General features: G+C 68.1%; 14 protein-coding genes and 1 riboswitch. Of the genes, 4 read left to right on the top strand and 10 right to left on the bottom strand.

All coding sequences use genetic code 11. The features are described from left to right. Positions 1–8: 8 nt before the first annotated feature. Positions 9–125, bottom strand: a riboswitch (TPP riboswitch). 271 nt (positions 126–396) lie between these two features. From CUJ89_RS06295 to CUJ89_RS06305, 3 genes are all read left to right on the top strand, one after another. Continuing rightward, positions 397–660, top strand: a complete 264-nt coding sequence (locus CUJ89_RS06295; protein ID WP_114176597.1) for a pentapeptide MXKDX repeat protein — start codon at positions 397–399, stop codon at positions 658–660. Positions 661–751: 91 nt separating this feature from the next. Then, positions 752–1,384, top strand: a complete 633-nt coding sequence (locus CUJ89_RS06300) for a cytochrome b/b6 domain-containing protein (protein WP_114176598.1) — start codon at positions 752–754, stop codon at positions 1,382–1,384. 29 nt (positions 1,385–1,413) lie between these two features. Continuing rightward, positions 1,414–2,202 carry a molybdopterin-dependent oxidoreductase gene (locus tag CUJ89_RS06305; RefSeq protein ID WP_114176599.1) on the top strand — a complete coding sequence of 263 codons (789 nt, stop codon included), beginning with the start codon at positions 1,414–1,416 and terminating at the stop codon, positions 2,200–2,202. A 37-nt stretch (positions 2,203–2,239) separates the two neighbouring features. On the opposite strand, the gene CUJ89_RS06310 is transcribed toward CUJ89_RS06305, so the two are convergent. After that, the gene (locus tag CUJ89_RS06310) at positions 2,240–2,521 is read right to left on the bottom strand and encodes a helix-turn-helix domain-containing protein (protein WP_114176600.1); all 282 of its coding nucleotides are present in this window, start codon (positions 2,519–2,521) and stop codon (positions 2,240–2,242) included. After that, positions 2,518–2,871, bottom strand: coding sequence for a type II toxin-antitoxin system RelE/ParE family toxin (locus CUJ89_RS06315; protein WP_114176601.1), 354 nt, complete (start codon positions 2,869–2,871; stop codon positions 2,518–2,520). The genes CUJ89_RS06310 and CUJ89_RS06315 overlap by 4 nt, the downstream gene beginning before the upstream one ends. Before the next feature lie 483 nt (positions 2,872–3,354). On the opposite strand from CUJ89_RS06315, the gene CUJ89_RS06325 reads away from it, so the two are divergent. Then, the gene (locus CUJ89_RS06325) at positions 3,355–4,527 is read left to right on the top strand and encodes an EamA family transporter (RefSeq protein WP_114178505.1); all 1,173 of its coding nucleotides are present in this window, start codon (positions 3,355–3,357) and stop codon (positions 4,525–4,527) included. Between the two features lie 21 nt (positions 4,528–4,548). Here CUJ89_RS06325 and CUJ89_RS06330 read toward each other — a convergent pair whose 3' ends face one another. From CUJ89_RS06330 to CUJ89_RS06365, 8 genes are all read right to left on the bottom strand, one after another. After that, positions 4,549–5,748: an MFS transporter gene (locus CUJ89_RS06330; protein WP_114176602.1), complete on the bottom strand. Its 1,200-nt coding sequence runs from the start codon at positions 5,746–5,748 to the stop codon at positions 4,549–4,551. 154 nt (positions 5,749–5,902) lie between these two features. After that, complete coding sequence (locus CUJ89_RS06335) at positions 5,903–6,727, bottom strand: phosphodiesterase (RefSeq protein ID WP_114176603.1); 825 nt, start codon at positions 6,725–6,727, stop codon at positions 5,903–5,905. A gap of 40 nt (positions 6,728–6,767) precedes the next feature. Then, a complete protein-coding gene (locus tag CUJ89_RS06340) occupies positions 6,768–7,799 on the bottom strand; it encodes an ABC transporter ATP-binding protein (protein WP_114176604.1) in 1,032 nt (343 codons plus the stop codon). A gap of 13 nt (positions 7,800–7,812) precedes the next feature. After that, complete coding sequence (locus tag CUJ89_RS06345; RefSeq protein WP_114176605.1) at positions 7,813–8,709, bottom strand: ABC transporter permease; 897 nt, start codon at positions 8,707–8,709, stop codon at positions 7,813–7,815. Between the two features lie 10 nt (positions 8,710–8,719). Continuing rightward, positions 8,720–9,544, bottom strand: a complete 825-nt coding sequence (locus CUJ89_RS06350; protein WP_114176606.1) for an ABC transporter permease — start codon at positions 9,542–9,544, stop codon at positions 8,720–8,722. A 17-nt stretch (positions 9,545–9,561) separates the two neighbouring features. Continuing rightward, complete coding sequence (locus tag CUJ89_RS06355) at positions 9,562–10,590, bottom strand: ABC transporter substrate-binding protein (RefSeq protein ID WP_114176607.1); 1,029 nt, start codon at positions 10,588–10,590, stop codon at positions 9,562–9,564. Positions 10,591–10,664: 74 nt separating this feature from the next. Next, positions 10,665–11,690, bottom strand: a complete 1,026-nt coding sequence (locus tag CUJ89_RS06360) for a substrate-binding domain-containing protein (RefSeq protein ID WP_114176608.1) — start codon at positions 11,688–11,690, stop codon at positions 10,665–10,667. Positions 11,691–12,095: 405 nt separating this feature from the next. After that, the gene (locus CUJ89_RS06365) at positions 12,096–13,211 is read right to left on the bottom strand and encodes a hypothetical protein (protein ID WP_114176609.1); all 1,116 of its coding nucleotides are present in this window, start codon (positions 13,209–13,211) and stop codon (positions 12,096–12,098) included. Positions 13,212–13,509 lie beyond the last annotated feature (298 nt).

The following is a 13,509-nucleotide window of genomic DNA, read 5'->3' on the forward strand; positions in this document are numbered from 1 at the left end:
AGGGATGGCGGCGAAATCCGTACGCTTCCCTGCGCTGGCATTATCCAGATCAGGTTCAAAGGGTATTTCTCACCCGCAATGCCGGTTGATTGACCGAACGCATTGCAGGACCCCCGCGTTAGCAAGGGCACACGATACACCGGCTTCGCGGCGGTTTCAACCGGGGACAGAGGGGCCGCCCGGTGCGACCGCAGCATGGCGCGCGGCGTGGCGGCCCGCCGGCAGGGCCGCGCGCGCCGCCGACGCACGGCCCGGCGGCCCGGCCGGCAGCGGCGGCGCGGTGCAGCAATGCGCGTCTTCGCGCGACCTAAAATTAATTTTGCCGCGGCTGTCATTTCCCGCGACGTGCTCCGTCTATTCGGCTCCTCACACCCATGTATTGATTGGAGAGATGTCATGAAAAAAGTACTGATCGCAGCCTGTGTCGCCGGTTTCGCCATGGTTGCAACGGGCGCATATGCGCAGAACGACGCGATGTCGAAGGAAGGTTCGTCGATGTCGAAGGACGCGATGGGCCACGACGCGATGGCCAAGGAAGGCGCGATGAAGAAGGACGGCATGAAGAAGCACGCGATGAAGAAAGATGCGATGAAGAAGGACGGGATGTCGCACGACTCGATGGGCAAGCCGTCGGACGACAAGATGGCCCCGTCGAACTGACGGGGCGGGCGGGGCGCGGCCGACGCGTGCGTCGCGCGGCCGGTCGCTCGCCTGCATCGTGCTCCGTCGCCTCATTCCGGGAGTTTTCATCATGCAAACCGTTCCCGCCACCGGTCGCGCGGCTGCCACGCCGCCCGCGCGTCCGATCCATCCGCTGTGGGTGCGCGCGAGCCACTGGCTCAATGCGCTCGCGGCGGTCCTGATGGCGCTGTCCGGCTGGCGCATCTACGATGCGTCGCCGATCTATCCGCCGTTCGTGTTTCCGCACGGCATCACGATCGGCGGCTGGCTCGGCGGCGCGTTGCAATGGCATTTCGCGGCGATGTGGCTGCTCGTCGGCAACGGGCTGTTCTACCTGACGATGTCGATCGCGACGGGGCGCTTCGCACGCAAGATGCTGCCGGTCACGCCGGCGTCCGTGTGGCGCGACGTGCGCGCCACGCTGGGCGGGCGGCTGTCGCACGCCGACCTGAGCGTCTACAACGCGGTGCAGCGTGCCGCGTACCTGGTCGCGATCGTCGATCTCGTCGTGCTGGTGCTGTCGGGGCTCACGATCTGGAAGTCCGTGCAATTCCCGCTGCTGCGCGAACTGTTGGGTGGCTACGACAACGCGCGCGTCGTGCATTTCTGGGCGATGTGGCTGCTCGTCGCATTCTTTGTCGTACACGTCGCGATGGCGCTGCTGGTGCCGCGCTCGCTGCTCGCGATGCTGCGCGGCCGCTGACCCGCAAGCCGCGGGCTAAGGAAATCATCATGTCGGAATCCGAAACCACGCGTGGCCAGCCGCGCTGGACGCTCGACCGGAAGTCGCTCGAACTCGACGTGCGCCGCGAACTCGAGATGCCGTCGCGGCGGCTCTTCAACCGGCGCATCCTGACGCTGGGCGGCCTGACGATGCTGACCGGCTGCACGCTGAAGGACGACGCGTCGGTCGACACGTTCCTCGAGAAAGTGTCGCGCATGAACGATCGCGTGCAGGCCTGGCTGTTCAGCGGCGAACGGCTGGCGCCGACCTACACCGAAGCCGACATCACGCGGCCGTTCCCGTTCAACGCGTTCTACGGGATCGACGACGTGCCGCACGTCGATGCGTCGACGTACCGGCTCGTGCTGTCCGGCCGCGTGACGGGCAAGCGCGTGTGGACGCTCGACGAGCTGTATGCGCTGCCGCACGCGGAGCAGATTACGCGGCATATCTGCGTGGAAGGGTGGAGCGCGATCGGCCGCTGGGGCGGCACGCCGTTCGGCGCGTTCCTGGCGCGCGCGGGCGCCGATACGCGGGCGAAATACGTCGGCTTCAAGTGCGCGGACGACTATTACGAAAGCATCGACATGCCGACCGCGCTGCATCCGCAGACGCTGCTCGCGTTCGATTACGACGGCCGCCGGCTGCCGCCGGAATTCGGCTTCCCGATGAAACTGCGGATGCCGACCAAGCTCGGCTACAAGAACCCGAAGCACATCATGGAAATCTTCGTGACCGATACGTACCCGGGCGGCTACTGGGTCGATCAGGGGTACAACTGGTTCGGCGGCTCGTGACCGGCGGGCGTGCTCGCGCGGCGCGATGCGTCATGCGTCATGCGGATTCCCGCACCTGAAGCTCGACGTGCAGGCCGGCTGCCGCTGCCATGTTGACGAGCGCGTCGAGTGCGAACAGGTTGATCTTGCCGCGCATCAGGTCGGACACGCGAGGCTGCGTGACACCCAGCAGTTTCGCGGCCTGCGCCTGGCTGAGTTCAAGCTGCGCGAGACGCTGCTTGAGCGCGATCATCAGTTCGGACCGCAGCTTCATGTTCTCGGCCTCGGCCGGCTGATCTTCGATTGCGTCCCAGATGCTCGTGTAACGTTTATTGGTCATCGTTTCAACTCCATCATCAGGGCGCGATAACGCCGGGCGGCCAGTTCGATATCGGTCTTGTTCGTGCGCGTCGATTGCTTCCGGAAGCAGTGAAGCACGTAGGCGGCGTCGGCGAAGGTCGCGACGTAGACGATCCGGAATGCGCCGCTCGCATCGCGCAGGCGAATTTCCCGCACGCCGATACCGACGGTGCGCATCGGCTTCCAGTCGTCGGGCGCCAGGCCGCGTTGCACCTGGTCGATCTGGTGGCCGGCTTCGCGTCGCACGGCAGGCGGGAAATCGCGAAGCGCGTCGAGCGCGCTGCCGATGAAAACGACCGGCTTCGGCGGGAGAATGGCAAGATTATACAAAATTTTATATGGGTGTGCAGGCGTGGTTTGAACGGAGCGTGCGGCGCGCAGCGGGCGCGTCGCCCCGTCACGATAAGCGCGAAACAGCGGCGGCCGCGCATGACTGGCCGTTTGGCCGATGGCTCGCTCGCGACCAGCCGAATACGGCACGGGCGGCGATGTCGCGCCCCATTTCCAGGCTCCCATCTCACCCGGTCGCCGCCCGAAAATGTCGCGCCGAAACGTCAGTCCTTATCCTTTCAGACAGGTCTGGCGATGCTTTCGAATCCTTGATGCCATAATGCCGAGCGTGTGCAGCCGAAGTGGTTGCGCGCGTTTTTTTTGTCCCTCTGCCGCCGCTTGCCGGTTCTCTTTCGTCGCCGTTCGCACTGTCATGTCGTTCCGCACGTTCGCTCTGCCTTCCCGGTCCCGCCAGGGCTGTTTGCCGGCATTGCCGGCGTCTTTCAGCGGAGCACGCGGCGTGACGTGCGGGCGGGTTGCACGATGACACCGCTCGACCGTCTCCTCGATTTCTTCGCCCGCTTTTCGTTTCGGATCCGCCTGCCGCAAAGCCGCGGCGGCCGTGTCGCGCTGGCGCTCGTATTCATCTATTTCGTCTGGGGTTCGACCTACAGCGGCCTGCATTTCGCGCTGCAGTCGTTCCCGCCTCTGCTGCTGTCCGGGTTGCGCAACCTGCTCGGCGGGATCGGCCTGTTCATCTTCGCGCTGCGGCGCAAGCCCGAATGGCCGACGCTGCTGGAAATCCGCAACTCGGCGATCGTCGGCACGATGCTCGTCGCGCTGTCGTCCGGCACGATCGCGCTCGGGATGCGCACGGTCAGCAGCGGCTCGGCCGCGGTGATGGTTGCCACGGTGCCGCTGTTCGCGACCGTGATCGCGGCGGTCGCCGGGCGGCCGGTGACGAAGGGCGAGTGGGCAGCCGTCGCGCTCGGGATGGTCGGCATCGTCGTGCTGAATTCGGGCGGCGCGGCAGCCGCGAACTCGGCGCTCGGCACGATCTGCGTGCTGGCCGGTGCGCTGTTCTGGGCGGGCGGCGCGCATCTCGCGACGCGGCTCAAGCTGCCGTCCGACCTGTTTTTGTCCACGTCGCTGCAGATCGGCCTCGGCGGGCTGATGTCGACGCTCGCTGCCTGGCTGCTCGGCGAACGCATCGAGCACCTGGCCGTCGGGCCCGTGTTCGCGTTCGTGTACCTGATGGTGTTCTGCACGATGGCTGCGTACGTCGCGTACGGCTACCTGATCCGCCACACGAGCCCGATCATCGCGAGCAGCTGCATGTACGTGAACCCGATTGTCGCGGTCGCGCTCGGTGCGCTGCTGCTTGGCGAACCGGTGACGATGGCGACCGTGGTCGCGACCGTCGCGATCCTCGGCAGCGTCGGTCTGTCGTTCCTGTTCGATCCGGCGCGCCGGCCCGCGGCGCGCGCGGCGGCTGTCGGTTCGGCGGCCGTGGCGGCCGCGTCGGTGGCGGACGCTTCATCCGCACCCGAGCAGATCGCGCTGCCGGATGCGGCGCCCATCCTGACGCCTTCCGCCGTCCCGCTTGCCGTGCCGACGCCGGCTGCCGTCGTGGATCCCGCTGCCGTGATGGACCCGGCGCAGGCGTTCGCGCCGCCGCCTGCCGACGAACCGGCCGCGCCCCGCGCCGACGCGTGAGCCCGCCGTGGCCGGTCGCGCTCAGCCGCGCCGGCCGCCGCGGTGGTGGAGCCAGCCCGCGAGCGCGGTGAACAGCAGTCCGGCCGCGCACATGCCGGTCCAGCCGAACGCGCGCCATGCGGCGACGCCGGCCGACGAGCCGAGCGCGCCGCCGATGAAATAGCACACCATGTACACCGTGTTTACGCGGCTGCGCGCCTCGGGCTTCAGCGCATAGATGCGCGACTGGTTCGAGATCTGCGCGGCCTGCACGCCGACGTCCAGCACGATCACGCCGATCACGAGGCCGACGAGGCTCGAGCCCGACAGCGCAAAGATCACGAACGACAGCGCGAGCAGCGCGATCGCGAGCGAGATGATCGCGCGCGGGCCGCGCTTGTCCGCGAAGCGGCCCGCGTAGGGCGCCGCGAGCGCACCTGCCGCACCGACGATGCCGAACAGGCCGGCCGCCTGCGGGCCGAGATGGAACGGCGCGCCGGCGAGCAGCAGCGTGAGCACGGGCCAGAACGCGCTGAACGCCGCGAACAGCGCGGCGCCCGTCAGCGACGCTTCGCGCAGCCCGCGCAGTTCGACCGCCAGATGCCACATCGAGCCGAGCAGCTTGCCGTACGGCAGCGTCGACGTCGGCGAGCTGCGCGGCAGCCGCAAGACGATCACGGCAGCAAGCGCGACGAGCGCCGCGACCGACGCGCCGAACACCGCGCGCCAGCCGAAATACTCGGCGACGAAGCCGGCGGCCGTGCGGGCGAGCAGGATGCCGAGCAGCAGGCCGCTCATCACGGTGCCGACCGCATGCCCGCGTTCGGCCGGCGGCGCGATCTCGGCGGCGAACGGCACGGCCTGTTGCGCGATGGTCGCGAGCACGCCGATCGCGAGGCTCGCGACGGCGAGCACGACCAGCGACGGCGCGGTGGCCGCCACGATCAGCGCGACCGACAGGCCGGCGATCTGCATCAGGATCAGCCCGCGGCGGTCGAAGCGGTCGCCGAGCGGCGCGAGCAGGAACATGCCGGCCGCATAGCCGAGCTGCGTCGCGGTCGGCACCGCGCCGATCCACGACGCGCCGTCGGGAAAGGCCGAGCGGAAGCTGTCGAGCAGCGGCTGGTTGTAGTAGATGTTCGCGACCGACACGCCCGCGATCGTCGCGAGCAGCAACAGCAGGCTGCGCGAGTAGTGGGGCGAGGCGGCGTCGGTCGGACGGTCGGTGGAGGCGGTGGACATGGCTGCGCGGACGGAGTTGGGCGGCGCGGCGCGCGACGCATGCGTCGGGTGTGCAGGCGGGCCGGGCGCCGATCGAGGCTGCCGATCATACCGGAGCAACGCGAATCCTGCCGGGCGGGCCGCCGCCGCCCGTCACAGTGCGATCTTCACGCTGTCAGTCGACCAGCTCGCCCGTCGGTTCATAGAACGGATATGGCCCGGGGCCTTCGTCCACGTACACGTGATGCGACGTCATCCCGGTATCCGGCGCATAACGATGCACCGCGAACGCCGGCGGTTCGAGCCGGAACGCGGACGGCGCATCGACCTGCAGGTCGAAGGCGACCTGGTGCGCGGGCGCCGGCACGGCCGATGCCAGCGTGCCGCCGAAACGCGTGAACATCGTGCGGTGCACGTGGCCGCACAGCACGCGCTCGACGTTCGGATAACCGCGCAGCAGCGCGTCGAGTTTCGCGGCGGCGGCGGGCGCGAGGCGCAGTGCGTCCATGTGGCCGATCCCCGACGCGAACGGCGGGTGATGCAGCGCGACGATTACCGGCCGGTCGCGCGCGGCGTCGAGCTGCGCGGCGAGCCAGGCGAGCCGTGCGTCGCACAGGTCGCCGTGGCTCGCGCCGGGCACCTGCGAATCGAGCGCGAGCACGCGCACCGGGCCGAGGTCGAGCGCGTACTGCACGAATTCGCCGTCCTGCAGTTCGGCGCGATCGGCGAACGCGCGGCGCAGCCCGGCGCGGTCGTCGTGATTGCCGACCATCAGGTAGTACGGAATCTCGAGCGGCGCGAGCAGGTCGCGCAGATGGCCGTATTCGTCATCGTGACCGAAGTCGGTCAGGTCGCCGGTGACGAGCACGGCATCGGGGCGCGGCACGAGCGCGTTCAGCTTCGCGATGCAGCGCGCGAGCGCGGCCGCCGTGTCGACGCGCCGGTACGCGAGCTGCCCCGGACGCTTGATGTGGAGATCGCTGATTTGAGCAAGCAGCATTGTCGTTCCTCGGAATCGTCTGGTTATTGTGCGTGATGCATCAAGCGCCGAGCGCGATCAGGCCTTCCGGTGCGATCGTCATGCCGACCGCCGTGCCGCGCGCGAGCGCGATGCGGCCCGGCACGTCGATCACGAGCGCGTCGGGCGCCGCGTGCTCGATCGTGAGCCGCGTGCGCTCGCCGAGGAACGCGCATGCGCCGACCGTGCCGCGCAGCGGCGCATGCGCGGGATCGGCGAGTTGCGCATCCTCGGGACGGAAGAACCACTCGTCGGCAGCATGCGGCGTGACGATCGCGCCGCCCGTCGTCACGAGCGTGCCATCCCGCCATTGTCCCGCAAGCCGGTTCAGCGTGCCGATGAACTGCGCGACCGTGCGGTTGGCCGGGTGGTAATAAATGTCGCGCGGCGTGCCGATCTGTTCGATGCGGCCGGCACCCATCACGACGATCCGGTCGCCGAGCTCCATCGCTTCGGCCTGGTCGTGCGTCACGTAGACCGTCGTCACGCCGAGCTCGCGCAGCAGCGCATTCATCTCGCGGCGCAGCACGTCGCGCAGCTTCGCGTCGAGCGCGGTCAGCGGCTCGTCGAGCAGCAGCACGCGCGGGCGCACCGCGAGCGCGCGGGCGAGCGCGACGCGCTGGCGCTGGCCGCCCGACAGTTGATCGACCGGTTTGTCCGCATGCGCGTCGAGCCGCATCATCGCGAGCAGCTCGTCGACGCGTTCGCGCAGCGCGCGCGGCTCGGTCTTGCGGATCTTCAGCCCGTAGCCGACGTTGCCGCGCACCGTCAGGTTCGGGAACAGCGCATAGTTCTGGAACACCATGCCGACCTGCCGGCGCTCGATCGGCAGCCGGGTCACGTCGTCGTTGCCGAACGCGATCGTGCCGCCGGCGTCCGGCGTGTCGAGGCCCGCGATCAGACGCAGCGTCGTCGTCTTGCCGCAGCCCGACGGCCCGAGCAGCACGAGCGTTTCGCCCGCGCCGATCGACAGGTCGAGCGGTTCGAGCACGCGCGTGCCGCGGAACGTCTTCGCGCAGCCGGTCAGGGTGATGGGAGTGGAATCGAGTTTCATGTGAGCGAAAGGGTCAGCGCGGGCGACGCTTGAGCGCGCGCGTGCCGGACGGATCGACGCCGAGCCACTGCATCGCGACGAGGAGCGGCAGCGTCATCAGCAGGAACAGGATCGTGTACGCGCTGCCGACTTCGAGGCGCAGCGACGCATACGTATCGGCGAGCCCGACGGGCAGCGTCTTGGTGTCGGGCGTATGCAGCATCCACGTGAGGTTGAATTCGCCGATCGACAGCGTGAGCACCGCGAGCGCGCCCGCGACGATGCCGGGGCGCAGGTTCGGCAGCACGATCGTGACGAAGCGCGTGACGAACGACGCGCCGAGGCTCGCCGCGCCTTCCTCGAGCGTGCGCAGATCGGCGCCGGCCGCGACGGCCGCGACCGCGCGCACCATGAACGGCAGCGTGAACACCACGTGGCCGACGACGATGAACCACAGGCTCATCCGGAACGCGGTGAAGCCGCCGTAGACGACCAGCAGCGCGAGCGCCGACGCGAGGCCCGGCAGCGCGACCGGCAGCACGAGCGCTTCCTCGATCGCGCGTGCGACGCGGCTCTTGCTGCGCGCGAGCGCATAGCCGGCCGGCACGCCGACGACGAGCACGATCGCGAGCGTTGCGAACGCGACATAGAGCGACAGCGCGACCGAGCCGTGATACTGCTGCCATACTTGTTCGAGCCAGCGCAGCGTGAGGCCGCTCGACAGGCCGCGGAAATAGTTGACGGTCAGGCCCGCGAGCACCGACATCACGACGGGCACGATCAGGAACGCGCACAGCAGCAGCGTGACGCCCCATTGCAGCGCGGCGATCGCGCGCGCGCCCGTGACGCGCGGCGCGCGCCGGGCGACGCCGTTCGCCTGCACGGGCGCGGGCGCGGGCGACGGCGCGGAAGAGCCGGAAAGCGATTGCATGAAGGAATCCTCAGGCCGCGGCGGCGGCGGTGTGGCCCGTGAACCGGCGCGCGAGCGCGAGCACGGCCCAGGTGACGATGCCGAGCACGATCGACAGGCCGGCCGCGGTCGCGATGTTCGCGTTCAGCGTGAACTCGGTATAGATCGTCATCGGCAGCACGTTCAGGTCGGTGGCTAGCGTGAACGCGGTGCCGAATGCGCCCATCGCGGTCGCGAAGCAGATCGCGCCGGCCGCGATCAGGCCCGGCGCGAGCGCGGGCAGCACGATGTCGAGAAAGATGCGCCACGGCGATGCGCCGAGCGAGCGTGCGGCTTCCTCGAGCGACGCGTCGAGCTTCGACGCGGCCGCGATCACGGTCACTATCACGCGCGGAATCGAGAAGTACAGGTAGCCGACGAACAGGCCCGCGACCGAATACGCGAACACCCACCTGTCGCCCGTGAGCTTCGCGGACAGCATGCCGATCAGCCCCTGGCGACCGGCGAGCATGATCACCATGAAGCCGACGACCACGCCCGGGAACGCGAGCGGGAACGTGAGCAGCGCGAGCAGCACGCGCTTGCCCGCGAATTCGCGGCGCGCGAGCAGCAGGCCGGAGATCGTCGACAGCGCGAGCGTCGCGAGCGTGACGCCCGCGGACAGCGCGACGGTCTCGCCGAGGCTCTTCATGTAGCGCGCATTGCCGAGCAGCGATGCGTACCGCGAGAAGAACGCGCCGTCGGCGGACACCTGCACGAGCGCCGCCATCGGCAGCAGCCAGAACGCAGCGAACACCGCGAGCGCCGGCGCGACGAGCGCGACGCGCCAGCGCAGCGGGAAAGTCAGGTCGAGCATCGGTTGCGTCCTGCCGCTTACTGCATCACCTGCAGATACTGCTGGCCGAACGCCTGCTGGCCGGCCGCCATCTTGCCGAAGTCGACCGGCTTGGCACGCGCATATTCGCTCGCCGGCAGGAACTTTGCGGCGATGTCCGCGCCGAGCGCCTGCGCGCGCACCGGGCGCAGGTATGCGTTGGCCCACAGCTTCTGGCCTTCGTCGGACAGCACGAAGTCGAGCACCTTTTTGCCGTTCGCGTCGTGCGGCGCGCCCTTCACGAGGCTCATCACGTACGGCACCGCGATCGTGCCTTCCTTCGGAATCACGAACTCGACGTTCGCGTTGTCCTTGTATTTCGCGCGATACGCGTCGAAGTCGTAGTCGAGCAGGATCGGAATCTCGCCGGACAGCACGCGTGCATACGCGGTCTGCTTCGGCACGATCGGCGCGTTCGCCTTCAACTTACGGAACCAGTCGAGCGCCGGCTTGAAGTTGTCGAGGCTGCCGCCGAGCGCCTGGTTGACGGCCACCGCGCCCGCATAGCCGACGAATGCGCTCGACGGATCGAGATAGCCGACCATGCCCTTGTATTCAGGCTTCAGCAGATCGGCCCACGAGCGCGGCACCGGCTTGCCGTCGAGCGCGTCCTTGTTCACGAAGAAGCCGAGCGTGCCCGAGTGGATCGCGAACCAGTAGCCTTGCGGGTCCTTCAGGTTCGCGGGGATGTCGTTCCAGTGCGCGGGCTTGTACGGCGCGATCACGCCCTTGTCCTTCGCCTGGAACGCCGACGACACGCCGAGGTAGACGACATCGGCGACCGGGCTCTTCTGCTCGGCGATCAGCTGCGCGATCGCCTGGCCCGAATTCTTGTTGTCGAACGGCACGCGAATGCCGGTCTTCTGCTTGATCGCGGCGATTTGCGCGGCCCAGTCGGCCCATTCGGGCGGGCAGTTGTAGCAGATCGCCGATTCGTCGGCGTGTGCGGCGGGTGCGCCGGCGATGAGCACGGCGCAGGCGACGGGCGCTGCAAGCGCGCGCAGCAGCGAGGTCAGGCGAAAGGACACGGTGGGTCTCCGGGCGAGTGTGGGGCGCAGGTGTGGTGGGGTTGTCGGCGTGCGGGGTGGCGCGGCCCGCGCGTTCAGGCCTTGCGCAATTGCAGGTCGGTGGCCGGCGCCGCGACCGTCGCGCCGTCGCGCACCGCATGCGGCAGGATCAGCGACGTGCGTTCGATCGTCGCGCCGCCGATGCATTCGACCAGACGCTGCCAAGCGTGACGGCCGATGTCGCGGTTCGGCGTTGCGACGCTCGCGAGCGGCGGCGCGAGCAATTCGCCGATCGCGATCCCGTCGAAGCCGAGCACCGACAGGTCGTCCGGGATCGAGAAGCCGGCGCGGCGCAGGCCGCGCATCACGACCATCGCCAGCAGGTCGTTGCTGCAGAAGAGGGCGGTCGGACGCGTCGCGTTCGCGGTCAGGTGTGCGAGCACCGCGTCGGGCAGCTCGGGCGCGTTGAAGTCGACTTCGACGGGCGGCAGCGTCGCGACGCCGCTTTCCTCGAGTGCCTGCGCATAGCCGAGATGGCGCTGGCGCGCGCGATCCGACGCGGCGAGCGAACCGGCCACCATCAGCACGCGGCGGTGACCGCGCGCGGTCAGCAGCCGCACGCCGTCATAGGCGGCGCGGCGGTTGTCGACCGACACCGACGGGCGGCGCTGCGTGTCGTTGTGCATCAGCACGTAATGCGGGCCGTCGCGGTCGAGCATGTCGAGCAGCGGGTGCGTGTCCGCGTCGGCGACCGTGAGGATCAGCCCTTCGACGCGCTGCTCGCGCAGCGTTTCGATGGCGTGACGCTCGCGCGCCGCGTCGTACTCGGTCGTCATCAGGATCAGCTTGAAGCCGGCCGCGGTCGCGAGTTCGTCGATGCCTTGCAGGCAGTCGGCGAACACGGGGTTCGACAGGGTCGGCAGGACGACGCCGACGAGCCGCGTGCGCTCACCGCGCAGTTGCCGGCCGAGCGGACTCGGGCGGAACTGCAGCGTGTCGATCGCGGTGCGGATCGCCTCGAGCGTGGCGGGACTGACGGTATGCGGCGCGTTGATCGCGCGCGAGACGGTGGCGATCGAGAAGCCCGCGAGGGCAGCGACATCCTTGATGGTCTGGGACATGTGGCAACGCCATGTAAACGTTTTCGACGAGGAAATTATCGAAAACGTTTGTGACTGCGCGATGACTTGCGTGACGCTTGTTTCGCAAAAAGTACGACACAAACGTCAGACGGTTAGGTCCGCCGGACGACGCGGGCTCGATTGTATCGGGGATGTTGCGGCGCGGGACGAAATCGGCGGCGGTGTCGTATCGGCGTCGATTACGAAGGATGAATCCGTGCGGCGGGGGCCGGGGTCGATTGTATCGGTGAAGGCGGGGGCGGTGCCGGTTTCCGTCGCCGGGCGCGCGGCGGCTCGATCAGGCGCGGCCGCGCCGGGCGACGGGGGGAGGAGAGGCGCCCGCGCGCCGGGTTGCGCCGCATGCCTGCGGCGATGACGGTTCGCGGCGCCGCAGGCGGTCTGACGTTACAGCGCGACGAACAGCACGCCGTGCGGGTCCTGAAGCGCGGACGCGTTGCCGACGCTCGTCACGACCGGCGTCAGGTGGCCGGACTTGGTATCCAGCTTCATCACCTGACCCTGGCCGGCGCTGTAGGCGTCGCCTTGCGCGAACGGTGCGTCGACGCGGTAGGTCGTGTTGCTGGCGTCGGTGAACAGCATGAAGGTCTTGCCTTGCGGTCCCGCCGCCGGCACCCAGCGCGTATCGTCGACCGGATAGACCGGGCCGTCCTTGTCGCTGAAGAGCGTGAGCGTCAGCACACTGACGGACTGGCTCGCGCCCGGATTGTGGATGAACACCAGCTTGCCGTCGGCCTGACTGTCGAGCACGAGATCGCCGGCGGAATCGATCGCCTCGGAATCGGGGTCCGTCAGGCTCAACGTCACCAACTGGCTGAAGGTCGGATTCGGCGACCCGCCGACCGACGGTGTCAGATCGGTGGCCTGCGCGTTGCCGGCGAGCACCGGCGCAACGTCGAACGTCGTGCCGTTCGCGTTCAGCGTGAGTTGTCCGAGCGTCGGTGCGGCGGTGCCGGGCGTCGCCGGATTCGATGCGCTCACGTAGACGTTCCCGTTGAGCAGTTGCATGTCGTCGAAGCCGCCGCCGTGTGCGGTCGGATTGACCGTCGCTGCGTAGGTCTTTTGCGTACCGGCTTTCAGGTCGATGATCGTCAGCTCGGGATTGCCGTCCTCGTTGGCCATCGCCCACAGCGTGTTGGTGTCGGCGCGGGCCATCAGGCCGTCGACGTGGCCCGGCACCGTATACGTTTTGAGTACGTTGCCGCTCAGGTCGTATTGCACGACGTCGTTGGTCAGGCCCGGCACCGAGCCGTCCTTCACGTCGCCGGCCTTCTGATAGCCGATGAAGACCGTGTTGTTGAACTGGACGATCGAATCGGGTTTGTCCGTGGACGTCGGCGCTTTCGCGAACACCGACAACGCATAGCCGGACGCAGTCGCCGTGTTCGGCACGGCGGCCGTATTGGTCGGCGCGACGCCGGGCGTGGAGGTTGCGTCGTCGCCGCCACAAGCGGCCAGGAAGACTGAAGCGGATGCGGCGATTAACAGGGGCTTTCTAAACATTATGTTTTCCTGACTAAATGATTCGTGTGAGATCGCTGGAATGCTTTTGTTACCGTCGGTTACTGAGTCGCGGGTCAGGCTATGCCGCCCATATGTCGCTTCGGTGACAACCTTTGCACACTCGCGTCGATTGTCCGGAAGGGGCGGCGGTGCTGGCACATCCTGGCTTAAGGACGGCTTAAGGAGATGGGCCGGATCGAGTCGATTTGCAAGAATCGGATGAAATCCACGCGATTGGGCGAGCTGAACGAGCACATCGACATCAAGTGAAATGGAATATTTTCGTTCTACGATTGAA

Origin of the sequence: Burkholderia pyrrocinia, assembly GCF_003330765.1 — a bacterium.
Lineage (GTDB): Bacteria > Pseudomonadota > Gammaproteobacteria > Burkholderiales > Burkholderiaceae > Burkholderia > Burkholderia pyrrocinia_B.